The following is a 25,453-nucleotide window of genomic DNA, read 5'->3' on the forward strand; positions in this document are numbered from 1 at the left end:
GGATCTCCCCGCGAGGGCCGTACGACCCGGATGACGGGGTAGGGGCGCGGTACGGAAGAGGGCGCAAGAGGGGACCAAGGTCCCTGGCCGACCACGTGAAGGACGGAAATGCTCATGGACATGGACACGCTGCGGGAAGTCGACATGTACTGGCGGGCGGCGAACTATCTGTCGGTCGGGCAGATCTACCTGCTGGACAACCCCCTACTGACCGAGCCCCTGGCTCCGGAGCACATCAAACCCCGGCTGCTCGGGCACTGGGGCACGACCCCCGGCCTGAACTTCTGCTTCGCCCACCTCAACCGGATCATCACCGGCAGGGACCAGGACATGATCTACATCGCCGGACCCGGGCACGGGGGGCCTGCGGCGGTGGCGCACGCCTGGCTTGAAGGCACCTACACCGAGCGCTACCCGGCCGTCACCCGTGACGAGGCCGGGATGCGGCGGCTGTTCCGCCAGTTCTCCTTCCCCGGCGGCATCCCCAGCCACGTCGCCCCGGAGACCCCCGGCTCGATCCACGAGGGTGGCGAACTCGGCTACAGCCTGGCCCACGCCCACGGCGCGGCCTTCGACAACCCGGACCTGGTGGTGGCCTGTGTGATCGGGGACGGCGAGGCCGAGACCGGCCCGCTCGCCGCGAGCTGGCACTCCAACAAGTTCACCGACCCCGTCCGCGACGGGGTGGTGCTGCCGATCCTGCACCTGAACGGCTACAAGATCGCCAACCCCACGGTCCTGGCCAGGATTCCCGAGAGTGACCTGGTCAAGCTGCTCGAAGGGTACGGCTACCGCCCGCACCTGGTCTCCGGGGACGACCCGGCCGCCATGCACGAGCTGATGGCCGCGACCATGGAGACGGTGTTCGACGAGATCGCCGCCTACAAGGAGGACCGGGGCGGCAGGCTGCCGATGATCGTGCTGCGCTCCCCGAAGGGATGGACCGGACCCGCGGTCGTGGACGGGCTGCCGGTCGAGGGCACCTGGCGGGCGCACCAGGTGCCGCTGGCCGCGGTCCGCGACGACGCCGGGCACCGGGCGATGCTTGAGGAGTGGATGCGCTCCTACCGGCCGGAGGAGCTGTTCGACGAGCTGGGCCGTCCGGTGGCCGAGATCACCGTCACCGTGCCGGAGGGCGAGCGGCGGATGAGCGCCAGCCCGCACGCCAACGGCGGTGTGCTGCTGCGCCCGCTGACGCTGCCCGACTTCCGTGACCACGCGGTGCAGGTCAAGTCCCCGGCCGTCGAGTCGTCCGAGCCGACCCGGGTGCTCGGCGGGTGGCTGCGCGACGTGATCGCCGCCAACCCGGAGACCTTCCGGCTGCTCGGGCCGGACGAGACGGCCTCCAACCGGCTGTCGGCGGTGTTCGAGACCACGGCCAAGGTCTGGGAGGCCGAGATCCTGCCGACGGACGAGCACCTGGCCCCCGGCGGACGCGTGATGGAGGTGCTCAGCGAGCACCTGTGCCAGGGCTGGCTCGAAGGGTATCTGCTGACCGGCAGGCACGGCCTCTTCAACTGCTACGAGGCGTTCATCCACATCGTGGACGCCATGTTCAACCAGCACGCCAAGTGGCTTGAGTCGTCCAGGAAGATCGGCTGGCGGGCGCCGGTCGCGTCGCTGAACTACCTGCTGTCCTCGCACGTGTGGCGTCAGGACCACAACGGGTTCAGCCACCAGGACCCGGGCTTCCTCGACGTGGTGGTGAACAAGAAGGCCGAGGTGGTGCGGGTCTACCTGCCGCCGGACGCCAACACGCTGCTGTCGGTCGCCGACCACTGCCTGCGCTCGCGGGACTACGTGAACGTGGTCGTGGCGGGCAAACAGCCGGTACTCGACCTGTTCCCCATGGACGAGGCGATCGCGCACTGCACCAGGGGGCTGGGCATCCTGGAGTGGGCGGGCACCGAGCACCGGCCCCAGCAGGACACGGCCGCCGAGGCCGGGCCGGACGTGGTGCTGGCCTGCGCCGGGGACGTGCCGACCCTGGAGACGCTGGCCGCGGCGGCGCTGCTGCGCGAGCACCTGCCCGAGCTGAGGGTCCGGGTGGTCAACGTGGTCGACCTGATGCGCCTGCAGCAGCCGTCGGAGCACCCGCACGGGATGCCGGACGCGGAGTTCGACGCGCTGTTCACCCCGGACAAACCGGTGATCTTCAACTTCCACGGTTACCCCTGGCTGATCCACCGGCTCACCTACCGGCGTACCAACCACGCCGGGCTGCACGTGCGGGGCTACAAGGAGGAGGGCACGACGACCACCCCGTTCGACATGGCGATGCTCAACGACATCGACCGCTACCACCTGGTGATGGACGTGATCGACCGGGTTCCCGGGCTGGCGGTCAGGGCCGCGTGGCTGCGCCAGCGGATGGCCGACACCCGGCTGCGGGCGCGGGCCCACACGCGGGAGTACGGGGAGGACCTGCCGGAGGTGCGTGACTGGGCCTGGCCGTACTGAACCGTAAATATCCGGAAAGACCCTTGCTTTAGGGATTTTTGCCGTTGTGTCCACCTATGTCGGGAAATGAGAGAGGGGGATGGAACCCACAACAGGGAGGAACCCATGAGCACACCGATGCGCCGTGAGCAGAGAGGCCTCGTTCCGGAGCTGTTCGACTGGCTTGAGCTTCCCTTCGCGGCGCTGCGGCCGCCCGCGGCACAGCCCATCAAGTTCGAGGACTACGTCAAGGACGACCGCTACGTCCTGCGGGCCGAGCTGCCGGGGATCGACCCGGGCAAGGACGTGGAGATCACGGTGTCGAACGGGGTCCTGACCGTACACGCGGAACGGCGCGACGAGCACCGTGACCAGCACAGGACGGAGTTCAGCTACGGCTCCTTCACCCGTTCGGTCAGCCTGCCGCCGGGAGCCGACGAGAACGACATCAAGGCCACCTACGACAAGGGGATCCTGGAGGTCAGCGTCAGACGCGCCGGGCGCGAGCGGGAGGGCAAGCGCATCCCCGTCGAGTCCCAGACACGGCAGCAGCAGAAGAAGAGCTGACCGGGCGAGAGGCGGGGGAGGGCACCGGACGCCTCGCCTCCGCCGGGCGCGGCGGGATCCGGACGGGGTTCACGAGGCCCGGGCGTGCGGGCCCGCCGCGCGCTCCGCGCGCAGCACGCCTCCGACGACCTCGCCGTCGACGGTCTCCTGTTCGAGCAGGATCGCCGCCAGCCGGTCGAGGGCGCCGCGGTGGGTGCGCAGCAGGCCGACCGCGCGCCGCTCCGCCTCGGCGAGCAGGCGGGCCACCTCCTCGTCGATGACCTGCTGGGTCCGCTCCGAGTACGGCCTGCGCGCCAGGGTCTCGGCCTCCTCACCCAGATACTGGGGGCTCGACGAGGAGTAGCCGACGGGGCCGAGGGCCGGGGAGAGGCCGAAGTCGCGCACCATGCGGGTGGCGATCTGGGTCGCGCCCGCCAGGTCGTTGGCCGCGCCGGTCGAACCCTCACCGAAGACGACCAGCTCGGCCGCCCGGCCACCGAGCCGTACGGCCAGCAGGTCGGCCAGGTAGCTCTCGCCGTAGAGGTGCCGTTCGGCCTCGGGAAGCTGCTCGGTGACACCGAGGGTCATGCCCGCGGGCAGGATCGTCACCTTGGCGACCGGGTCGGCGTGCTCGCACAGCGCCGCGAGCAGGGCGTGCCCCGACTCGTGGACGGCGACCGCGTGCCGCTCCTGGGGCAGCAGGGCGTTGGAGGTGTCCCTGCGGCCGAGCAGCACGCGGTCACGCGCCGCGCCGAGGTCGCCGGGGGTGATGGTGGTACGGCCCGCCCTGACCGCGTTGATCGCGGCCTCGTTGACGAGGTTGGCCAGGTCGGCGCCGGAGAAGCCGGGGGTGGCGCGGGCGACGACCCCGAGGTCGGCGTCCGGGGCGAGGTGTTTGCCCGTCGAGTGGACGGTCAGGATCGCCGCCCGCTCGGCCTGGTTGGGCAACGGCACGGTCACCTGACGGTCGAAGCGCCCCGGCCGCAGCAGGGCCGGGTCGAGGGTCTCCGGCCGGTTGGTCGCGGCCAGGACGACGATCCCGCTGCCCTGGTCGAAGCCGTCCATCTCCGCGAGCAGCTGGTTGAGGGTCTGCTCACGCTCGTCGTTGCCCCCGGTCACCGTCCCCGAGCCCCGGCGGCCCCCGATCGCGTCGATCTCGTCGATGAACACGATCGAGGGAGCGCGCTTGCGCGCCTCGTCGAACAGGTCGCGCACCCGGGAGGCGCCGACGCCGACGAACATCTCCACGAACCCCGAGCCGGTGACCGACAGGAACGGCACCTCCGCCTCACCGGCGACGGCCCTGGCGATGAGCGTCTTGCCGGTTCCCGGCGGGCCGACCATGATCACGCCCCGGGGTGGCTTGGCGCCCGCGGCGGCGTACCGCTCGGGCGCCCGCAGGAAGTCGATCATCTCGCTGATCTCCTGCTTGACGCCGTCGTACCCGGCGACGTCGGAGAACCTGGTGGTCGGGCGCTCCGCCTCGATGATCTTCGCCTTGGAGCGGCCGAAGCCGCCGATGCCGCCGATGCCTCCGGAGAGGGACTGCTGCGCCTGCCGTCCCGTCCAGGCGAACAGGCCGATGAGCAGCAGCAGCGGCAGGAATCCGATCAGGGCCGACCAGAGGGAGCCTCCCGACTGGGTCGCCGTGGTCTGGACGTCCTTGGCACGCAGCCGGTTCTCCAGCTGGGCGGAGTTGGGCGCGGTGGGGATCTGGCTGGTGAACCTCGTGCCGTCCTTCAGGGTGCCGGTGACCGCGCCCTGGTCGTCGATGGAGACGGTCTTGACCTGCCCGGCGTCCACCCTGGTCAGCAGGTCGCTGTAGGAGTACGGCGCGGGCGGGTTCCCCCCGAGCAACAGCGGGACCAGCAGCCAGACCAGGACGATCAGCGTGCCGATCGGCAGCAGCCAGCTCCGCCAGCCACCGGAGGGCGGCGTCGCGGGAGGCGGCGGGTCCTTCGAGGGACCCGGGTTCGCCTTGCCCGTCAGGTGCCGGCCGAACAGCCGCATCGGGGTGATCATCCGCAGGCCTCCATGTCGGCTCCCCCCCTTAGGGCCAGTCTCCGGCCGGGAGACGGGTTCCGGCAGGGCCGAAAGACCCGAATCAGCCCAGGTGCCTGACCCTGACCACCCCGGGGACCGTACGGGCGAGCAGGTCGGCGATGTCGTCCACGCTCGCGGCGTGACGGCCGCGCAGCTCGACCATCCCGTCACGCACCACGACCTCCCAGGACGGTCCCGCGGGGTAGCGCTCACGCAGCGCGGCCAGCACGTCGGCGCGGATGTCCTCGTCGGGACGGGCCAGCAGGGCGAGCAGGTCACGGCGGCTGAGCATGCCGACCACCCGATCCCCCCTGGTCACCGGCAGGCTCTTGACCCGCCTGCAGATCATCAGGTCGATCGCCGCGGTGACGTCGGTCGTCTCCGTCACGGTCGTGACCTCGGAGGTCATGACGTCGGCGACCGTGTACGGCGCGGGCGCCGAGTGCCCGAGCACGATCCTGGCGCTGGAGCGGGGGTCGCGCTCGAACTCACCGCGCAGCAGGTCCATCTCGCTGACGACCCCCGCCAGGCGGCCGTCGCCGTCCAGCACGGGCGCCGCGGTGACGTCGTGCCCGTACAGGACGCGCACCGCCCGCCGTACCGGATCGGAGGGGCCGACCGTGACCACGTCCGTGGTCATCACCTCCCGGACCAGCATGGTCGTCACCCGCCTCTCGTCACTCCCGCGGTCATGTGTCCTCACCGCCATCCCAGCCCGGAACGCCGGTGGGACGGTAGAGGCGGAGGTCCTCACCTGGGCTTCCGCCAGGGGCGCCGGGAGGGAAGCCCTGCCGGAGCGAACCCGCCCACCGGGGGCGGGCACCCGGCCCGGCCGCGGGAGGAGGAACCACGGAGCCCGAGGGCCGGGCCCTCCTCCCGCGGCCCGCTCCTACCGTCGTCCGCCGTCGTCCGTCGCCGGGCAGCGCAGGCCCCGCGACGGCACGGTCAGTGAGATCAGGTAGTCGTCCATCGCCTTCGTGGTGCACTCGGTCATGCCGTAGACGCCGTGTCCCCAGCCCTCGTAGGTGAGCAGCACGGCCCTGGGGCCGAGCTGGCGGGCCGCGTTGGCCGACCACGTGTACGGCGTGTCGGGGTCGTGCAGGGAGTTGGCGAGCAGCAGCGGCGCGGTGCCCGTGTACCGGAGCCGGTGCTGCGGGTTGTTGACGGGATGGCCCTGGCAGATGGGCATGTCCCCCATCGGCATCGGGTTGTAGCGCATGTCGGGGGCCAGGCGGTTGGCGCCGCGCAGCAGCCGCTCGTACTCGGCGTAGCTCCGCACCGACAGGTCGTGGTCCTCACAGAGGATCGCGGTCGGCAGTTCGGCGAGTTCCCCGCCCACGGGCCCGTTGCCGGGCGGGGGCGGCAGGTCGGACGGCACGGGGCCGCCGTCCAGGGCGAGGATCACCTGGGCCAGCGACTGCCAAGCGGGTCCCTCGTTGAGCACCACACCGAGCCAGAGGAGGTTGTGGGCGCTCAGCGGGCGGTCGGTGACGCCGGGGTAGTAGAGCTCCCCGCGCTGGGCCTTGGCGATCAGCCCCTGCCACACCTGCCGGACGTCGCGTCCGTTCAGCGCGCAGGAGGCGTCCCGGTCGCACCAGGCGACGAACTCGTCGAAGGCGTCCTCGACGCCGGCCGCCTCGGTCTCCTGGAACGCCCTGACGCCGAGACTGTGGTCCATGTTGCTGTCCAGCACCATGGCCCGGACCCGCCGCGGGAAGAGTTCGGCGTACATCTGCTGGGCGAGCGTGCCGTAGGAGACCCCGTAGGAGGTGAGCCTGCTCTCCCCGAGGGCGGCGCGGATGGCGTCCATGTCGCGCGCCACGTTGACCGAGTCGACGTGGTCGTACACGGGGCCGGTGCGTTGCCTGCAGTCCGCGCGCAGCGTCCTGTTGTAGGCGATCCACCTGTCGTAGTCGGCCTGGCTCTTCATGATCGGGTCCGGCATCCGGTTGTACACCGACGCCGAGCAGACCACCGCGTTGCTGCGGGCGACGCCCCGGGGGTCGTAGCCGACGACGTCGAAGCGCCGCCGGATCTCCTCGCTGAAGCCGGGGGCGCGCAGGACGTCGTTCACGCCCGATCCGCCGGGCCCGCCGGGGTTGGTCAGGAGGGAGCCGATCCTGGCCGAGGGGTCGGTGGCCCTGCGCCGGGCGAGGGCCAGGTCGAGTGTGTCCCCGTACGGTTTCGACCAGTCGACCGGGACGGTCAGCGTGCCGCACTCGATGGCCGGGTCCTCCTCGCACGGACCCCAGGTGATGCCGTTCCCTCCGGTGGTGTCGGCCGCCTCGGCCGTCGTGAGGGGGCACAGGGCCGTCATGGCGGGGCACAGGGCCGCCACCGCCACGAGGACGACGGCGAGTTTGGAGAGTCCTCTCCGCAACGTTGCTCCAATCGTCGATTGGCAGATCAAGCCGTTCGTGCGGCGGGGGATCGGTCCTGGCCGTGCCGCGCGTGGCCGCATCGGAGGCTCACCGGATGCCGGCCCCTGGACCGTGGGGGCGATCCCGGGCCGCAACGGGGCCGTTGACATCTGTCTCGTGTTGATCTTCTGGCATGCTACCGACCATTACCGCCATGTGCGATAAATCGCATTTGAAGCTGATATATCGCCACAATGGGTGGTCGTCGGGTGGCGCTCAGGTCAACCGGGGGAACGGGTGAGCGAGCGGGTGGCGCGGGCCAGGTGGACCGCCATCGCGCAGAACGTGAGAACCCAGGCCGCCAGCCCGAACCACACCTCGACGTCGCCGAAGGCCGTCACCAGGCCGAGACCGGTCGCCTCGCCCAGACCGTGGGAGGCGGCGGCGTAGGTGCCCAGGGGGAAGACCAGGCTCCACATCCCGGGCCCGTAGCGCAACGGGACGCCGCGCCGTACGTGCCGCCACCAGCCCGCCAGGAGCAGGGCGAAGAAGACCCAGGTCGCGAACCCCCAGAAGACCACGCCCACGTGCAGGGCGAAGTCATGGACCACCTCGGCGGCGGGCGCCTCCCGCATGCCCGCGATCTTCGCCGCCGCGACGACGCTGATCGCGTTGGCGCCCATCGCGACCCAGTAGGGCGGGTTCAGCTCGTCGGCGTCCATCTCGAACAGCATCAGCCGGAAGCACACGACGACGCCGACCAGCAGATAGAGCCACATGGAGATCGACCAGACCGCCACGGCGAACAGCGCCAGGGCGTCGCGGGGACCGGCCCCGGCGCGTTCGAGCGTCGCGGCGAGGATCGCGACGGACTGCCCGCCGACGACCCAGACGAACCAGGTCCCGTTGGCCCGCGCCAGGGCCTTGACGCTCTCGTGCCGCAGCACGCTCGCCCAGGGAACGAGGTAGGCCAGGACGAGCCAGCTGAGCGCGCCGACGACGAGGAACACCGTCGCGACCCCGAGACGGCCGTCCATGGCGATCCGGGTGCCGAGCAGGTCGGTCGCGGCGACGAAGGTGAAGAAACCGAAGGCCTTCGCCGGGTCGCCCAGGTCGCGGGCCGCCTCCGCCCGGCAGCCGAGCAGCCGCCACCCGGACAGGACCAGCAGCACGGCGTAGCCCGCGATCCCCACCAAGAGCAGGACGGCGGAGGGAACCTTCAGGCCCATGGCGCGCGTGTCGACCGAGATGATGCCCGTCGCCATCACCATGGCGAAGTAGGCGGGCTCCAGATTCCGCACCGCGGCCCGCCGTACGTCCCCCGGGGACGGCAGGCGCATCTCAGGCGGGTCCGCCGATCCTGCGCCATCTGCGGCCCGCCGTACCGGGCTCGGGTGGCAGGATGACCCCGCGGCTGCGGTAGACCACGAACGGCCGCCACAGGTACCACAGCGGGAAGCTCCAGGCGTGGACCAGGCGGCTGAACGGCCAGACCGCCCACAGGACCCAGGCGGCCGTCGCGTGCAGCCGGTAGACCGCGGGCGCGTTCGCCACGGCGGCGACGTCGGGCGAGCCGGTGAACAGGCCGCGGAACCACGGGGCCACGGTGAGCCGGTAGTTGTATCCCGGCCCCAGCAGGTTCCACCAGATGGTGGGCACGACCCCGGTGATCACGATGACCAGCAGCAGCACCAGGGCGACGTAGTCGATCTTCGCCGTCGTGGCCCTGACCCGCCGGACGAGCATCCTGCGGCCGGCGAGGATGACGATGCCGACCACCACCACGACCGCGGCCAGCCCGCCGCCGACGGCGGAGAACCACCGGTAGACCTCCTCGGGAATCCCGAGGGCGTGGGTGAAGGAGGCCGGGACGAGGATGCCCATGACGTGCCCGAGGATCGCGGCGAACGCCCCGTAGTGGAACAGCGGCGCCCCCCATTTGAGCAGCCGGCGTTCGAGGAGCTCGGTCGAGTAGCAGTCCCAGCCGAACCTGTCGTAGCGCCACCGCCACACGTGACCGACCACGAAGACGGTCATCGCGACGTAGGGCAGCACGATCCACCAGAACACGTCCAGGGCGCCGGCGCCGTTCATCGTGCCTCCTGTCCGCCGGTCAGGCCGGAGAGGTACTCCGGGGGCGCGAACGGTTCGAGCCCGACCTCCTCACTGGGCGGGCCGCTCTCCCACAGCGCCCGCACCGCCCTCAGCTCCGCGCGCCGCAGCCCGGGAAGCAGCGCGCAGACCGCCTCGACGACATGCGTGTACGGCGTGCCCGCCGCCTCAAGCGACCGCCTGAGCAGGTCGAGGTCGGCACGGCGGCGGCGCAGCAGCGCCATCCCCTCCGGGTGGAGGGCGGCGAACTCAAGCACGAGCGGCAGGAAGTCGGGCAGCTCCTCCTCGCAGGGCAGCAGCCCCGCCCGCCGGTAGGCGGCCTTGTAGGCGAGCATCGCCATCCCGCGTCCGCGCGTGTCGCCGTGCCGGTGGTAACTCAGGTAGAGGGCGCAGCGGTGACGCAGGTCGAAGGTCTCCACGTAGTGCCCGACCACCTCACCGGGCGGTTCGGCCCGCAGCCAGGCCAGGAAGGCGGCGAACCCCGCCCGCGCGGCCCTGGGCGTGGCACGGGCGGCCTCGTCGAGCCGGTCGGCCCCCTGGAACAGGGCCGGTCGAGGGTACTGCAGCAGCACCGAGGCCAGCTTGCACGCCGTCTCGGCCGCGTTCACGTCGCCTCCCCCTGAGCCTCGGGGAACTGGGCCCCGGGGAACAGCCGCGACGGGTCGCCGGTGCCGTCCCAGCCGAGCAGGTTGGCGTGCATCCGCCCGTCCTGCCCGCGGAAGACGGGCGGTTCCCCGGCCGGGGCGGAAGGCGGTCCGTGGCCGCCCATGCCGGGCCCGCCCTCACCGTCGAGGCTGCAGAACAGCTCCTGGTGCTGGGCGCTCAGCGCCCCGGCCTCCTCGGCGTGGACCTGCGGGATGACGTAGCGGTCCTCGTACTTGGCGATCGCCAGCAGCCGGTACAGGTCGTCCACGTCGTCGGGGGTCATGCCGACCGAGTGCGGCACCTCCTCCCCGGGGTCCCTGCCGAGCTGTACGGCCCGCATGACCGCCCTGACCGCGGCGAGCCTGCGCAGCACCAGGCGCACGGTCTCCGTCCTGCCCGCGGTGAAGAGGTTGGCCAGATACTCGACGGGCACCCGCAGCGCGTCGATGGCGGCGAAGACCCGGTCGGGGTCGGCCGGGTCGTAGCCCTCGGCGTGCGCGACGTCGGCGACCGGCGACAACGGCGGGATGTACCAGACCATGGGCAGCGTGCGGAACTCGGGATGCAGCGGCAGCGCCACCCGGTGCCGTACGGCCAGCGCGTGCACCGGGGAACGCAGGGCCGCCTCGATCCAGTCGTCCGGGATGCCGCAGCGCGCGGCCTCCGCCCTGACGTGCGGGTCACCCGGGTCGAGGAACACCGACAGCTGCGCCTCGTAGAGGTCCTGCGGGTCCGGCGTCGAGGCGGCGGCGAGCACCGCGTCGGCGTCGTAGAGCAGCAGCCCGAGATAGCGCAGCCGTCCCACGCACGTCTCCGAGCAGATCGTGGGCTGGCCCGACTCGATCCTGGGGAAGCAGAACGTGCACTTCTCGGCCTTGCCGGTCCTGTAGTTGAAGTACACCTTCTTGTACGGGCAGCCGGAGACGCAGAAGCGCCAGCCCCGGCACCGGTTCTGGTCGACCAGGACGATGCCGTCCTCCTGCCGCTTGTACATCGCCCCCGACGGGCACGAGGCCACGCACGAGGGGTTCAGGCAGTGCTCGCAGATGCGCGGCAGGTAGAACATGAAGACCTGCTCGAACTCCATCCGCACCCGCTCCTGGAGCCCTTCGAGGTCGGGGTCGCCCGGGGCGTGCTCGGGCGCGCCCGCCAGGTCGTCGTCGAAGTTGCTGCCCCACCGGATGCGCATGTCCTCACCGGTGAGGGTGGAGACGGAGTGCGCGCTGGGGTTGACCGTGCCCAGCGGCGCGTCGATGACGGTGCGGTAGTCGTAGGTCCACGGCTCGCCGTAGTCGTCGATCGTGGGCAGGTCGGGGTTGTAGAACATCTCCAGCAGGCGGCGCAGCCTGCCGCCCGCCCTGAGGGTGAGCCGCCCCTTTCCGTCCAGTTTCCAGCCGCCCCGCCACTGCCGCTGGTCCTCGTACCGCCTGGGGTAGCCGACCCCCGGCTTGGTCTCGACGTTGTTGAAGTAGACGTACTCCAGGCCCGGCCGGTTGGTCCAGACCTGCTTGCAGGTGACCGAGCAGGTGTGACAGCCGATGCACTTGTCGAGGTTCATCACCATCGCGACCTGCGCCATGACGCGCATCAGAACCGCACCTCCTGTGACCGCCTGCGGATGACGACGAACTCGTCCCGCTGGAACCCCGACGGGCCGTAGTAGTTGAAGGCGAACGTGAGCTGGCCGTACCCGCCGATCATGTGGGTGGGTTTGACGATCACCCTGGTCAGCGAGTTGTCCGCGCCTCCGGGCCAGCCGGAGATCTCCGAGTGGGGGGTCATCAGGTTGCGGTCCTTGGCGTGGTACATGAAGACCGTCCCCTCCGGCATCCGGTGGGTGACCACGGCACGGCAGGCGACCACGCCGTTGCGGTTGTAGGCCTCGATCCAGTCGTTGTCGGCGACCCCGATCCGCTCGGCGTCCTGACGGCTCATCCAGATGACCGGGCCGCCGCGGAACAGCCGCAACATGTGCAGGTTGTCCTGGTACTCGGAGTGGATCGACCACTTGGAGTGCGGGGTGAGGTAGCGCACCGTCACCTCGGGGCGGCCGTCCTCGCCCAGCCCCTGGGAGCCGAACAGCCGGGCGTAGTTGAGCGGCGGACGGTAGTTCGGCAGCATCTCGCCGTACTCGGCGAGCCAGTCGTGGTCGAGGAGGAAGTGCATGCGCCCGGTCAGCGTGTGCCACGGTTTGCGGCGCTCGACGTTCATCGTGAACGGCGAGTAGCGCCGCCCGCCGTTCTCCAGGCCGGACCACTCGGGGGAGGCGAACACGGTCCTGGGCTGGACCTGGGTGTCGGTGAAGCTGATCCGCCGTCCCGCGTTCTCCTCGGCCAGGTCGGCGAAGCTCACCCCGGTGCGCTCGCCCAGCGCCCGCCACCCCTGGACGCCGACCTGCCCGTTGGTGCTGCAGGAGAGCGCCATGATGGCCTCGGCCATGTTCACGTCGCGTGCCAGCGAGGGACGGCCGTCGCCGGGTCCGCCGCGCACCAGGCCGTTGTCGCGCCCGAGCTGACCGACGGCGGCAGAGGGCACCCAGGAGATGCCCTTGCACGCGGTGCCGAGGGTGTCGACGAGCGGGCCGAGCGCCGCCATCTTGCCGGCCACGGCGCCGTAGTCCCGTTCGATCGTGACCAGCTTCGGCATCGTCACACCCGGTACGGGCTCGCACTGCCCCGCCTTCCAGTCGAGCACCCTGCCGCCCGGCTGGGCCAGCTCGTCCGGGGTGTCGTGGGCCAGCGGCGAGGCCACCACGTCGGTGCGGGTGCCCAGGTGCACGGCACCGAGCCGGGACACCTCCTCGGCGATCGTCATGAACGCCTCGAAGTCGCTGCGCGCCTCCCAGGGCGGGGCGATGGCCGGGTTGAAGGAGTGGATGAACGGATGCATGTCCGTGGTGGACAGGTCGTACTTCTCGTACCAGGTCGCCGCGGGCAGCACCACGTCCGAGTAGGTGCAGGTGCCGGTCATCCGGAAGTCGATCGTGACGAGCAGGTCGAGCTTGCCGCGCGGTGCCTCCGCGCGCCAGGTCACCTCCGCGGGCCGTACGGCGGGCGGTGACTCCTCGGCCCTGACCGCGTCGACGGTGCCGAGCAGGTGCCGCATGAAGTACTCCATGCCCTTGCCCGAGGAGCCGAACAGGTTGGCCCGCCAGGCGATCAGGACACGCGGGAAGTTGCGCGGGTCGTCGGGGTCCTCGGCGGCGAAGCGCAGCCGTCCCGCCTTCAGCTCCGCCACGACGTGGTCGGCGACGGGCCGTCCCGCCCGCGCGGCCTCGTCGGCGAGGTCGAGCGGGTTGCGGTCGAAGGCGGGGGCCGCGGAGGTCCAGCCGAGCCGCTGGGCCTGCACGACGCAGTCGGCGAAGGAACGGCCCTCGAACAGTCCGGGCCCGAGCGGGCTGGACAGCTCTCCCGCGCCGAACAGCTCGTAGCGCCACTGGTCGGTGTGCAGGTACCAGTACGGCGTCGCGGCCGTCTGCCGGGCGGGCCGCTGCCAGTCGAGCGCGAAGGCGAGCTGCGACCAGCCGGTGAGCGGGCGGATCTTCTCCTGCCCGACGTAGTGGGCCCAGCCGCCGCCGTTGACCCCCTGGCAGCCGCACAGCATGATCAGCGTGAGGAAGGCCCGGTAGGTCTGGTCGGAGTTGCACCACTGGTTGGTGCCGCCGCCCATGCAGATCATCGACCGGCCCCGGGAGACCTCCGCGTTGCGGGCGAACTCCCTGGCCACCCGGGTCGCCGCGGCGGCGGGCACCGAGGTGATCGCCTCCTGCCAGGCGGGGGTGAACGGCTCGGGGTCGTCGTAGCCCGCGGGCCACCGACCGGGCAGGCCGTCGCGCCGTACGGCGTAGTGCGCCATCACCAGGTCGAAGACCGTCGTGACCAGGTGGCCGCCGACCCGCGTCACCGGGACCCCCCGGCGCACGCTCGTGCCGCCCTCGGTCGCCCCGGTGTCGAAGCGGGGCAGGTCGACGGCGAGCGCGTCGGTGTGCCTGCCGTACAGGGTCAGCAGGGGGTCGACCCCGCCCAGGCCGAGGTTCCAGCGGCCCTTTCCCTCCTCGCCGAAGCGGAAGCCGAGCGAGCCGTTGGGCACCTTCGGCGCGCCGTCCGCCGCGTCGAGCAGCACCTGCTTGTGCGCGGCGCCCTCACCGGTCTCGCCGATGTCGGCGGCGGTCAGGAAACGGCCGGGCACGTGGGCGTCACCGCGTTCGGTCAGCGTCACCAGCAGCGGCAGGTCGGTGTAGGACTTGACGTAGTCGGTGAAGTAGGGCACCTGGCGGTCGCGGAAGAACTCCGAGAGCACGACGTGCCCCATGGCCATGGCCAGCGCGCCGTCGGTGCCGGGGCGGGCCGCCAGCCAGTCGTCGGCGAACTTGGTGTGGTCGGAGTAGTCGGGGGAGACCACGACGACCTTCTGCCCCCGGTACCGCGCCTCGGTCATGAAGTGCGCGTCCGGGGTGCGGGTGATGGGCAGGTTCGTCCCCCAGACCATCAGGTAGGAGGAGTTCCACCAGTCACCGGATTCGGGTACGTCCGTCTGGTCGCCGAAGACCTGCGGCGAGGCGATCGGCAGGTCGGCGTACCAGTCGTAGAACGACAGGATGGTGCCGCCGATCAGTGAGAGGAAGCGCGTCCCGGCCGTGTAGGACACCAGCGACATCCCCGGGATGGGGGAGAAGCCCGCCACCCGGTCGGGACCGTACTCCTTGATGGTGTGCACGTGTGCGGCGGCGATCAGCTCGCTCACCTCGGGCCAGGTCGAGCGGACGAACCCGCCCTTGCCCCGCGCCTGCTTGTACCGGGCGGCCCGTTCGGGGTCGCCGGTGATCTCCGCCCAGGCCAGGACCGGGTCGCCGAGCCGCTCGCGCTCCTGCCGCCACATCTCCAGCAGGGGCCCCCGCACGTACGGGTGGCGCACCCGGGAGGGGGAGTAGGTGTACCAGGAGAACGCCGCGCCCCTCGGGCAGCCGCGTGGCTCGTACTCGGGGGAGTCCGTCCCGGTCGAGGGGTAGTCGGTCTGCTGGGTCTCCCAGGTGATGATCCCGTCCTTGACGTAGACCTTCCAGGAGCACGATCCGGTGCAGTTCACCCCGTGGGTCGAACGCACCACCTTGTCGTGGCGCCAGCGCTCGCGGTAGAACTCCTCGGCGCCCCGGCCGTCGACGTGGTACAGGTCGTGCCGATCCCGCGAGGGCGTGCCCGTGGTGAAGAACTGCGCGGCGCGCAGCAGCGCCTCGGCGGGCTTGCCGCCGGGCGGTGAAGGCGGGGAAACCGCCGGTTCTGCCATAAGATCACCCCGATTTAATACGGTATGCCGGAAAGGCAATACCACTTGATTCTTTGGGTGAAATATGGCGATTAAATTGCTTTAATGGATTTAAGGGGAGATGTTTGGCTTCGGGTTGCTGACCAGGGGAAACGCCGGTTTCCTGGAGGGTGGTTGGCCCTTCCGCGGCCGGTTCCCGCGCTGCGGGTTTGCGTTTCCCGCCGGAAGAATTGGCGGCCTCGTTGAGGAGAAACGGGTGTGGGGGCCGCGATCGGGGAAACGGGAGGGCGGGGCGCACGCCCTCCCGCGGGTCGGGTCCGGGCTAGCGGACCTGGACGTCGACGCAGTTGTAGAAGGCGTTCACGGTGTCGGCGACGTTCCAGACGGCCAGGATCTTGTGGCGGCCGCCGGGAAGCCCGCTGATGGTGTGCGAGATGTTCGACGGCGGCTGGGTGTTGCCCTGGTTGAAGGTCTTGAACAGGGCGCCGTCGACGTAGTACTGCCAGGTGCTGGTGCGGTGGGCGGCGGTCAGCCGCCACTGGAAGGTGACCGTGCTGGAGACGGCCGTCGCGGGCCAGCCCTTGCCCTCGTTGTCAAGGACACGCCATCCGCTGCCGCCGCTGCACAGCCTCGAGCCCTTGGGGGCCTCGACGCTCTGCGGCTCGTACTCGAGTCCACCGCATCCGCTGACCCGCCTGCTGGCGCACATGTCCTGCCTGCTGGGCGGGGAGGTGATCCAGCCGTGGGCGCTGGCCGGGGCCGCGGTGGTGAGAACCACCGTCAGCGGTACGGCCAGCAACACGGACAGGGCGGTGATCAGGCGCTGCCTGATACTCATTGGGGCTCCTTTCAGCCGACGCGCCCGGGGGGTTGTGGCGCGCGCCGTCGGTGCCGTTGGGGGGTGTACGGCGTCACCGGGGGCGGTGACGCCGTCGGCAGCATAACTCGATCCGTGCCTAACTGTTAAGATTCTTGTCAGTTAATTTTGCCTGTTGCCCACTTGCCGGACCCTTCCTGGCGGCCGGTTCCGGAACGGTGCCAGGCCCGTCGAGCCGGTGCCCGGCACCGTTCCGCGCACCGTCCTGTCAGGTGCCGGTCAGGACCGGGGGCACCGAGACCGCGGGGGTTCCCTCCCGGTTGTGCCCGGCGGCCCACGAGGTCAGCGCCGTCCGGCAGGCGTGGTCCAGATGCCGCAACCCGGACAGTTCCAGCTCGATGTGCCGGTCACGAGGCAGCGCCTCCAGGGTGTCGAGCATCTTGGGCAGCCGCAGGAAGGTGGCGTTGCCGCTGAGCGTGACCCTGATCGGCCCGTCCGGGGTCTCCTCATCCACCTCCAGATGGATGTGCGAGGTCTCCCAGGCGGTCTTCACCACCGCCATGAGCAACCCGATCAGCACCCCCTCGAACAGGTTGAAGGCGACGACCGCGACCGCGGTGCACACCAGGACCACCGCCTCGCCCCGGTGCCGCCGCCACAGCGAGAGCAGCTGCGTGGTCGGGATGAGCTTCCAGCCGGTGTGCACCAGGACGCCCGCGAGCGCGGCCAGCGGGATGACCTCAAGCGCCGCGGGCAGCAGGGCGGCGAACAGCAGCAGCCACAGCCCGTGCAGCACGCGGGACACCTTGGTCCGCGCGCCCGCCCGCACGTTGGCCGAACTGCGCACGATCACCGCCGTCATCGGCAGCGCGCCGAGCGCCCCGCAGACGGCGTTGCCCACTCCCTGGGCCATCAGCTCCTTGTCGTAGTCGGTGCGGGGGCCGTCGTGCATACGGTCGACGGCCGCCGCGCTGAACAGGCTCTCGGCGGAGGAGATCAGGGTGAACGCCACGACGGTGCCGAGGAAGCCGAGCTCGGCGAGCGGTGCCAGATCGTCGAGGCCGGGCGGCCTGATCGCGCCGAGCAGGCCGTTCACCTCAAGCCTGGCCACCGGCAGGCCGAGGAGCGCGACGGCGGCGGTGGCCAGCGCGACCGCGGCGAGCGGCGCGGGGACCATCCGGGCCCGCGCGGGCAGCCGCGGCCACAGCGCCAGCAGCACGACGGTGCCCGTGCCGACGGCGACGGCGGCCAGGACACCGGGTGAGGTGAGGGAGCTCGCGGCCAGCGCGGGCAGGCCCGCCAGCTTGCCGAGACCGGAGCCGGGGGCGGCGACGCCGGCCATCGCGTACAGCTGCCCGGCGATGATGGTCAGCCCGATCCCGGCGAGCATCCCCTCGACGACGGCGATGGAGATGGCACGGAACCAGCGGCCGAACCGCAGCGCCCCGAGCAGCAGTTGCAGGAGCCCGGCCGCCAGGACGAGCGTGCCGAGGGCGGGCAGGCCGTAGAGCCGTACGGCCTCGAAGACCAGGACGGTCAGGCCCGCGGCCGGGCCGCTGACCTGCAGGCTGCTGCCGGGCAGCAGTCCGGTGACCAGGCCGCCGACGATGCCGGTGATCAGCCCGAGCTCGGCGGGCACACCCGAGGCGACGGCGACGCCGACGCACAGCGGCAGGGCGACGAGGAAGACGACGACGGAGGCGGCGACGTCGCCACGCAGGGTCGAGGTTCTCAGCATGGTGGTCACCGTCACAGGGGCAGGAACGTGTCGTGGCCGGGACGGTGGGCGAACACCATGCCCGTGTGCACCTCGTAGAACCAGCCGTGCAGCCGCATCCGGCCCTCCTCGATCCGCCGCCGCACGGCGGGGTAGGCGTGCAGCCGGTCCAGCTGGGCCAGGATGTGCTGCTTCGTCGCCGACCCGAGGTCGGTCCGCTCGTCGCCGAGGGAGTCGGCGGCGTGGGCCAGCCAGCCGCCCATGGCGGGGACGGCGGCCAGGTCGTCGCGGCGGACCACGGCGCCGACCGCGGCGCAGTGCGAGTGACCGCAGACCACGATGTCGCCGATGTCCAGGGCCTCGACCGCGAACTCGATGGTGGCGGCCTCGCCGGAGGGGCGGTCGAGGTCGTAGCGGGGCACGATGCCGCCCGCGGTGCGCAGCTCGAACAGCTCACCGGGGCGCGCGCCGGTGATCAGGGACGGGACGACACGGGAGTCGGAGCAGGTGATGAAGAGCGCGAGCGGGGCCTGACCGGCGGCGTGCCGGTCGAGCCGCTCCCCGGCGACGGCGGCGCGGGCGGGGAAGGAACGGGCGTGCTCGATGAATGCGTGCATGCGAAAGCCCTTCGGACAGTCGTTGCTTCGGACACGTCGGTGAAGCGGAGGTGGTCGTGAGGACCGGGGAGCCGGGCGTGCCCGAGGGCACGCGGGACACGCGGACGTCCGGTGCTCGCGACCGGCGGCGCGGGCCCGTGGGCCGGCTCACTCGCCCGGCCTGGGGGAGGGCCGGGCTCGCTCCCGAGGCGCCTCCGGCCGGTCAGGCGCGGAGGGCGGCAGGGGAGGACGGGCGAGGGGCGGTTACCGCCTTCCTCGCAGGGGGGATTGAGCGGTGCGCGTCGCACCGCGGCGCCGTCTCACGCGGCCCCGGCTCGCGCCTCACACGTCCGCCCGTCCAGCGGGGCGGTGGCGGGGAAGGAGGCCGAAGCGGGCACCCGGGATACGGCGGGCCCTGTCAGCAGCGGAACACCTGCAGCCGGGACTGTGAGGGAGCCGCGACGGCCGTTTCGCGCCGCCCGGCTCCGGGACGTGAGAGAGACCGCGCCGACGTCTCCGGAGAAGGGAGCGCCGTCGTCGTGTGCTGACCCGGACCGCGCAGCGGGGACAGGCACTGCGGCCCGCCCGCCCATCGCGCGGGCGCCTGGTGGCGGCAGCCACGGGTGGGCAGGTCGGTGCCGCCGTGGTCGGGGTTCGGCTCGGCCTCCCGGCCCGGGCCTCTCGGAGTCGCCGAGACTCCCGGGGCGGAGGCGGAGGCGGCCCTGACGGTCCGCGCCGTGCCACCCGTGCCACCCGAGGTGAAGATCGTCATGAAGGCGGAGACGGCGCTCGGCGGCGCCGTCCTGCGGTCGCCGTCAGGAGCGACGACGACGTTCGTCAACAGGAAGGCGGTCACCACGGCCATGATCCAGGCCGGCACGTGACGCGCCACGACAAACCTCCATGACATTAGCGTTATCGTCGCTGAGACGACTTTCACCGCAAATGCTAATCGACAGAACGGGCCGTTCCCACGATTCATCGCAGGCATAATTCCGTGACCGGCTGGTTACGCTGGGCATAACTATGAATGTCCGGGATGTGCGCGCAAAGCGGGATCGGGGTGGAGAAGTGAAGGGCTGTCCGGGATAAAAGACGAGGTCTGCTCATCTATGCGGCCTCTCCGGGGTTCGGGCCCCGCCGGGAGGGTGCCGCGTTTCCCTGGAGGATGGCGGCCGTTCCCTCTTTGCCGCCGCCTATTTCCACGGTGTTTCCCGCCGTCCGGCGCCTCTTTCCTCGGTGTGGCGGGTGTCGTGTGACGGAAATCACACGATATACCACCCCAAAAAGGCGCAGGTATATAGCGATTAGCCAGCACTTATGGCCTTTTAGGTCCCTATCAAGGGGGAAGCGTGTAAAGGGGTATTTGGTGTTTTTGTCAGACGCTTCCCGGGGTTGCCCGCGGGCAGAGGCCGTCCCCGGCGGGCCGGCGAAGGTCGAAAGTGTCGGCGTCGCTGGCTAGTGTCCCCAGCCGTGGAGCACTGGGACGAGATCAGGAAACTGATCGAGGAAAGACGCGCCGACCGGCTCGCCGGGCGGATCACGACGCTGGGCGCCGAGGCCCGCAAGGAGGTCGCGACCCAGCTGCCCGGCCTGCTGAAGGAGCTGCGGGGCCGCTCCGACCGGTGGGACGACTCCCTGGTCCGCCACGGCACCGCGCTGCGGGTCGCGGGCGCGGGCACCCTCGGCGGCGCCGCGGCCGTCGCGTCCTGGCTGTACCGGCGTGACTTCGCCCCGCAGTGGGCGGGTCCCGACAACGACGTGCACCTCGTCCTGGCGGTGATCGCCGACCGCCCCGCCGCCTGGCGCGCCGACCTGGCCAGGCGGCTCGCGTTGCGCACCCGCACCCCCGACGACCGGGGAATGACACTCGCCCTGACCCTGCTGCGCGAGACCGGCGTCGAGCCTCCGCCGCACGACCCGCTGGTCGCGGGCTGGGTGAGCCGCAGGCCCGCGCGCCTGGCCGCCGACCCGCTGCTCGGTCACCTGCTGCCCAGGTTGTTCGAGGCCCAGGGGGCAGGCCGGGCCCTGCGGGGCGAGAAGGAGCCGGACAGGGGCTGGCTGGCCGCCCTGTCCGGGCTGGCGGAGACGGGCAGGGTGCGGCGCGAGACCCTGGTCGAGGGCTGCCTGCGCCGCTTCCTGCTCGGCGGGACCGCCACCGACCTGCGCTTCTTCGTCCACCTGCACGAGGCGCTCGACCCCTCGCCCGAGGAGGTCGCCTCCCGCACGCGCGACTACCTGCGCCTGCTGGCCGTCTCCCCCGGCCCGGTCGCCACGCTGGCCGTACGGCGCCTGCGCGGGCACGATCTCACCGCGGACGACCTCGCCGAGGCGTGGGACTGCCTGCTGTTCCGCCAGGAACGGGTCCTGGTGCGCGCCGGACTGTCATGGCTCGACCGTTCCGTACGGCGTGACCCCGCCCTGGCCGGGGTGGCGGCCGCGCCACTGGCCAGGGCCTTCGCCGCGGAGTCCGTGGAGCTCCAGGCGAGGGCCGTCGAGCTGGCCCTCACGCACGCGGGCGCCATGGGTGCGCGGGGACGCTCCCGCATGCGTGAGTCGGCGGCCCTGCTCGCCCCCCACCTCGCCGACCGGGCCGCCGCCGCCTTCGAGGAGGGCCACGGCACCGGTACGGCTCCGCGTCCCGGGCCCGTGTTCGCTCCGCCGCCGCTGCCCGAGCCCGCGGAAGGTTCCCCCACCCTGCCGCCCCCGCCCGCCTCGGCCGAGGAGCTGGCCGAGCTGCTGGAGCGGCGGGACGACTCCTGGCAGTCGTGGGAACGGCTGCTGGCCGGGTTCGTCACCCTCGCCGTCCGCGACCGGGTGGCGCTGACGGCCGCGCTGCGCCCCTGGCTGCTCGGCGAGCCCGCCTGGCCGTACCGGGAGGAGACCTGGGAGCGGACGGACCAGTGGCTCTGGGGAGCCGTCCGCTCCCTGAGCACGACCGGCTCGGGCCGGGGCGCCTGGCGGACCCTCATGCCGTCGAAGGATCTGGCCGCCCCGTACGTCCTGCTGTTGCACCGCGCGGCCGAGGTCCTGCGCGCGGTTGAGGAAGACACCCTGCCGCCGGTACTGCTGGCCACGCCGACCCACGAGACCGGGCACGTGACGGCGGCCGAGTTGGTCGGGCGGATGGAGGTCGTCGAGGCGGCCGGGGCGCGGCCGCTCGCCGCCGACCTGCAGCAGGCGCTGCTTCGGCTGCCGCGTGTCCCCGACCCCGAGGCGGCGGAGCGGGCGGCCCGGCTGACGTCGGCCGCGGGCGAGATCCTCGCCGGGTGGATCCGCCCCGGGGCCGCCACAGGGGCCGCCGTCGAGGCCGAGGTCGAACTCGGCTGGACGACGGAGAACGAGGGCGGACGGGACGGCACACGCCCGGTCCCGGTGATCACCGCCCCGCCGACCGGCCTGCCACTGGTCGACCTGATGTTCCGCGCCCCCGGGCACGGCGCCGGGGCCGGGCACTCCGGCTGGTGGCCCTCGACCCTGCCCTCGCACCGCGAGGTGGCCGCCGCGCACCTCGTGCCCTACACGCTCAGGCGCTCCTGGGGAGCCCCGGCCGCCGGGCCGGAGCAGATCCGCGACCTCGTCAGGGCGGAGGGACCCGCCGGAGCGGCGTTCTCCGCGGTGCTCGCCCGCTTCCTCGCCGACCCGCGGGCACCGGAGGCGGTCGACGCGCTCGTCGAGGCCGCCGCCCGGGATGGGCTGCCCACCGGTGAGATAGGCCGTCAGATCGGGTTCCTGGTGACCGCGGGCGAGGTCAGGGTGACCGACGTGGCCGCCGCGCTCGACACGGCGGCCAGGCGGGGCGCCCACGAGAGCGTGTGGCGGATCGCCGCCGCCGCGCTGCCCGCACTGCTTCCCGCCCCCGGCGAGCGTCCGCGCAACGGGCTGGCCGGGTTCGTCATGCTCGCCGCCACGGTCGCCGGGTGGTGCGGCGCGCGCGGCGAGATCCCCCAGGTGCGCGACATGGCGGCACGCAAGGGCGGCAGCGGGCTGCTCCGCGAGGTCCGGGCGCTGCACGACCTGCTCACCGGCGGCACCGCCAAGAAAGGATGATCATGGAATCCGGATACTGGCGCTCCCGTCACGAGGAGGGGCACGGCATGCGGGCCGCCGTCGGCGACCTCGTCCGCGCCGCGGCGGAGCCCGGCTGGTCACGGCTCACCGTCCGGCACGCCCAGGTCGGCACGCGCACGAGGACCACCGTCCTGCGCGACGGCCACGAGATCACCGTCGAAGGGCTCACCGAAGACCTCGCGGGGCCGTTCAGGCGGCTGCGTGAGCTGTCACACCGGGCGGGGGAGGGCACCTGGTTCACCTGCGAGCTGTCCTTCTCCCCGGGCGGCAGGGGCTACACCGGCCACGTCGACTCCCGGGCTCAGCCGTTCGAGAGCGTGCCCGCGACGGCGGCGCTGACGGAGCTGACCCTGTTCCCCCGCGACGAACCGCCGGACTGGCTGCTGGCCGCGCTGCCGACCGCCGCGCCCCTCGGGCTCACCGTCGCCTACGGCGGAGACCACGGGCGCCGCAGCCCCGGCGAGCCCCCACCGCCCTCCCTGCCGGTCACCGGCGAGCTGTCCTACCTCCCCGAGGCCACCATGACCGCCCGCTCCTTCGAGCACACCTGGGAGTACGGCCAGCCGACGGTCTTCCTGCGGGAGCGTCCCGGAGATCGACAGGCCGGGCATCTGCTGGTCTCCCGGCACCGGGACACCTTCTGGATGGCGCGTCACGGCATGCGCGGCAGCGGCGAGGGGCTGCGCGCGGTCACGCTGGACGGCCGGGTGCTCCGGTTCGAGCTGTCCCCCAGGACGGCCGACACCCTGGAGACCGAGACCGTCTTCGAGATCAGCCTCGACCTGCCACAGGAGACCGTCGGCGAGATGCGCGCCGCCCTGTCCGGCATCCTGCGGGCCGTCACCCGGGCGCCGGAGCTCACCGGACTGTGATCCTCAGGGCGCCCCCCGCTCCAGATACTGCAGCACCGCGGCCACCCGCCGGTCGGTGCGGTCGCTCGGCGCCAGGTCCAGCTTGGCGAAGATGTTGCGGATGTGCTTGTGCACCGCGCCCTCGGTGACCACCAGCCGCTCGGCGATGGCCGTGTTGCCCAGTCCCTCCGCCATGAGCGCCAGCACGTCCAGCTCACGCGGGCTGAGCCGGTCGAGCCGCCTGCCGGGGCGACTGTGCGACAGCAGCTGCGCGACCACCTCCGGGTCGATGGCCGTCCCGCCGCCCGCCACGCGGCGCAGGGCCGTCATGAACTCCTCGACCCGCCCCACCCGCTCCTTGAGCAGATAGCCGAGGCGGGAGCTGCCGTGGATCAGCAGGTCGGTGGCGAAGGCCTGCTCGACGTAGGCCGACAGCACCAGCACGGCCAGGTCCGGCCTGCGGCGCCTGGCCTCGACGGCGGCGACGATGCCCTCGTCGGTGTGGGTCGGCGGCATGCGCACGTCGACGACGGCCACGTCCGGCTCGTGGGTGTCGACGGCGTCGAGGAAGGCCTTCGGGCCGTCCACGGCGGCCACCACGTCGAGCGACTCGGCGCGCAGCAGCAGCGCGAGGCCCTCGCGCAGCAGGGGGTCGTCCTCGGCGATCACGATCCGCATGGCAGGCTCACCTTCAGCGTGGTCGGTCCCCCCGGGGGGCTGGTCATCATGAACGTCCCGTCGTGGGCCTCGGCCCGGCGGCGGATGCCGACGAGTCCGGACCCGGCGCGCTCGTCGGCGCCGCCGTGACCGTCGTCGGTGATCTGGACGAGCAGCCGGTCGCGCCGCAGGCTCAGGGCGACGGAGACACGGCCCGCCCCGCTGTGCCTGGCGACGTTGGTCAGCGCCTCGGCCACCACGAAGTAGGCGGTGGCCTCGACCGAGGCGGCGCACCTGCCCGGCAGGTCGGCGGTGACCGTACAGGGCACCGGGCAGGCGGCGGCGAGTCCGGACAGGGCGTCGGCCAGGCTCCTGTCCTCAAGGACCGGCGGCAGGATGGTGCGCACCACGGCGCGCAGCTCGGCCAGGGCCTGCTCGGCGGCGCCCTGGGCGCGTTCGAGGATCTCCCCGGCGCTCGCGGGGTCGCGGGCCACCGCCCGGCGGGCGGCGCCGAGCAGGACGGTGACGGCCACGATCCGGTTCTGGGCGCCGTCGTGCAGGGAACGCTCGATCCGCCGCAGCTCGGCGGCGTGCGCGTCCAGCGCCGCGGCCCGGGTCGCGGTGAGGTGCGCGACCCGCAGGGCGAGGTCGCCGCCGGGAGGCGCGCTCAGCAATCGCCGTCCCGGCCAGGACTGCAGCCGCTCCAGGCCCGGGATGACCAGCAACGAGAGCGCGGTCCAGCCGACGGCGAACACGCACACCGCCAGCGCGCTGCGCTGGTCGCCGACCCGCCAGAGGTTCAACGCCGCGTCCTCCGCCTCACCCGGCGGCAGCAGCCGCCACCACAGCGGGAAGGTGAGGTCGCGCACCGCGGCGAGCGGCAGCGACATGGCGACCACACCGGTCAGCAACCCCAGCGTCGAGTGGCAGACGACCCAGCCCAGCTCTCCCCGGACACCCGGGTCGGCCAGGGCGGCGCGCAGCCCCGGAGGCGGCGGCCCGGGGCCGACCAGCTCGGGATCCCGCTGCGACAGCCGGACCCGTTCCCGGTCGGCGACGACGCGCAGCCCGCGCAGCGCGACGGGCGCCATCGGCAGCCCGACCCCGACCAGGCACAGCAGCGCGACCACGGCGAGCCAGAGCAGCGCGGTCAACGCCAGGATCCCGGTCCCCACCCCGCCGACGAGGTGATCGAGCGCGTCGACGGTGGCGCGGGACCGGGCGAGCAGGCCTTCCAGGCGCGTACGGCGGGCCGTCACGGGAGGCCTCCTGGAGCACGGCCCGCCGGGACACGGCTCGGGTGGGCCGTCGCCGGGTCACCGGGCGCCAGCACGGCC

18 protein-coding genes are annotated in these 25,453 nt (G+C 72.2%); 4 read left to right on the forward strand and 14 right to left on the reverse strand.

From position 1 onward, the window contains the following. Positions 1-120 precede the first annotated feature (120 nt). Positions 121-2,460, forward strand: coding sequence for a phosphoketolase family protein (locus ABZ463_RS00705; RefSeq protein WP_352009187.1), 2,340 nt, complete (start codon positions 121-123; stop codon positions 2,458-2,460). 105 nt (positions 2,461-2,565) lie between these two features. After that, positions 2,566-3,006: an Hsp20/alpha crystallin family protein gene (locus ABZ463_RS00710; RefSeq protein WP_352009188.1), complete on the forward strand. Its 441-nt coding sequence runs from the start codon at positions 2,566-2,568 to the stop codon at positions 3,004-3,006. 69 nt (positions 3,007-3,075) lie between these two features. On the opposite strand, the gene ftsH is transcribed toward ABZ463_RS00710, so the two are convergent. The 12 genes from ftsH to ABZ463_RS00770 form a co-directional block, all read right to left on the reverse strand. Further along, the gene (ftsH, locus tag ABZ463_RS00715; RefSeq protein ID WP_352009189.1) at positions 3,076-5,007 is read right to left on the reverse strand and encodes an ATP-dependent zinc metalloprotease FtsH; all 1,932 of its coding nucleotides are present in this window, start codon (positions 5,005-5,007) and stop codon (positions 3,076-3,078) included. 82 nt (positions 5,008-5,089) lie between these two features. Continuing rightward, entirely contained in the window at positions 5,090-5,686 is a 597-nt protein-coding gene (locus ABZ463_RS00720) for a CBS domain-containing protein (protein ID WP_352009467.1), read from the reverse strand. 231 nt (positions 5,687-5,917) lie between these two features. Next, on the reverse strand, positions 5,918-7,408 hold the full coding sequence (locus ABZ463_RS00725) for an alpha/beta fold hydrolase (protein ID WP_362771713.1): 1,491 nt from the start codon (positions 7,406-7,408) through the stop codon (positions 5,918-5,920). Between the two features lie 261 nt (positions 7,409-7,669). Beyond that, on the reverse strand, positions 7,670-8,728 hold the full coding sequence (locus ABZ463_RS00730) for a tellurite resistance/C4-dicarboxylate transporter family protein (protein WP_362771715.1): 1,059 nt from the start codon (positions 8,726-8,728) through the stop codon (positions 7,670-7,672). Between the two features lies 1 nt (position 8,729). Continuing rightward, positions 8,730-9,482, reverse strand: coding sequence for a respiratory nitrate reductase subunit gamma (narI, locus tag ABZ463_RS00735; protein ID WP_362771717.1), 753 nt, complete (start codon positions 9,480-9,482; stop codon positions 8,730-8,732). After that, positions 9,479-10,108 carry a nitrate reductase molybdenum cofactor assembly chaperone gene (gene narJ / locus ABZ463_RS00740; protein ID WP_362771719.1) on the reverse strand — a complete coding sequence of 210 codons (630 nt, stop codon included), beginning with the start codon at positions 10,106-10,108 and terminating at the stop codon, positions 9,479-9,481. Before narJ ends, narI begins: the two co-directional genes overlap by 4 nt. Next, positions 10,105-11,733 (reverse strand): nitrate reductase subunit beta, encoded by a 1,629-nt coding sequence (gene narH / locus ABZ463_RS00745; protein WP_362771721.1) that lies wholly within the window; start codon positions 11,731-11,733, stop codon positions 10,105-10,107. The genes narJ and narH overlap by 4 nt, the downstream gene beginning before the upstream one ends. Beyond that, positions 11,733-15,428 (reverse strand): nitrate reductase subunit alpha, encoded by a 3,696-nt coding sequence (locus ABZ463_RS00750; protein WP_362771723.1) that lies wholly within the window; start codon positions 15,426-15,428, stop codon positions 11,733-11,735. Before ABZ463_RS00750 ends, narH begins: the two co-directional genes overlap by 1 nt. Positions 15,429-15,729: 301 nt before the next feature. Continuing rightward, complete coding sequence (locus ABZ463_RS00755) at positions 15,730-16,245, reverse strand: lytic polysaccharide monooxygenase auxiliary activity family 9 protein (RefSeq protein ID WP_352009196.1); 516 nt, start codon at positions 16,243-16,245, stop codon at positions 15,730-15,732. A 247-nt stretch (positions 16,246-16,492) separates the two neighbouring features. After that, positions 16,493-17,962, reverse strand: coding sequence for a SulP family inorganic anion transporter (locus tag ABZ463_RS00760; RefSeq protein WP_362771726.1), 1,470 nt, complete (start codon positions 17,960-17,962; stop codon positions 16,493-16,495). Between the two features lie 11 nt (positions 17,963-17,973). Beyond that, the gene (locus tag ABZ463_RS00765) at positions 17,974-18,558 is read right to left on the reverse strand and encodes a carbonic anhydrase (protein WP_352009198.1); all 585 of its coding nucleotides are present in this window, start codon (positions 18,556-18,558) and stop codon (positions 17,974-17,976) included. Positions 18,559-18,955: 397 nt separating this feature from the next. Further along, complete coding sequence (locus ABZ463_RS00770) at positions 18,956-19,429, reverse strand: hypothetical protein (protein WP_352009199.1); 474 nt, start codon at positions 19,427-19,429, stop codon at positions 18,956-18,958. A gap of 581 nt (positions 19,430-20,010) precedes the next feature. Here ABZ463_RS00770 and ABZ463_RS00775 point away from each other — a divergent pair. Both ABZ463_RS00775 and ABZ463_RS00780 read left to right on the forward strand, forming a co-directional pair. Then, positions 20,011-22,587 (forward strand): DUF6493 family protein, encoded by a 2,577-nt coding sequence (locus tag ABZ463_RS00775; protein WP_362771728.1) that lies wholly within the window; start codon positions 20,011-20,013, stop codon positions 22,585-22,587. Between the two features lie 2 nt (positions 22,588-22,589). After that, positions 22,590-23,480, forward strand: coding sequence for a hypothetical protein (locus tag ABZ463_RS00780; RefSeq protein WP_362771729.1), 891 nt, complete (start codon positions 22,590-22,592; stop codon positions 23,478-23,480). 3 nt (positions 23,481-23,483) lie between these two features. On the opposite strand, the gene ABZ463_RS00785 is transcribed toward ABZ463_RS00780, so the two are convergent. Beyond that, complete coding sequence (locus ABZ463_RS00785; protein ID WP_352009202.1) at positions 23,484-24,137, reverse strand: response regulator transcription factor; 654 nt, start codon at positions 24,135-24,137, stop codon at positions 23,484-23,486. Then, positions 24,125-25,375 carry a sensor domain-containing protein gene (locus ABZ463_RS00790; RefSeq protein ID WP_362771731.1) on the reverse strand — a complete coding sequence of 417 codons (1,251 nt, stop codon included), beginning with the start codon at positions 25,373-25,375 and terminating at the stop codon, positions 24,125-24,127. The genes ABZ463_RS00785 and ABZ463_RS00790 overlap by 13 nt, the downstream gene beginning before the upstream one ends. Positions 25,376-25,453: the final 78 nt, after the last annotated feature.

It is taken from the genome of Streptosporangium sp. NPDC020145 (assembly GCF_040631275.1).
Lineage (GTDB): Bacteria > Actinomycetota > Actinomycetes > Streptosporangiales > Streptosporangiaceae > Streptosporangium.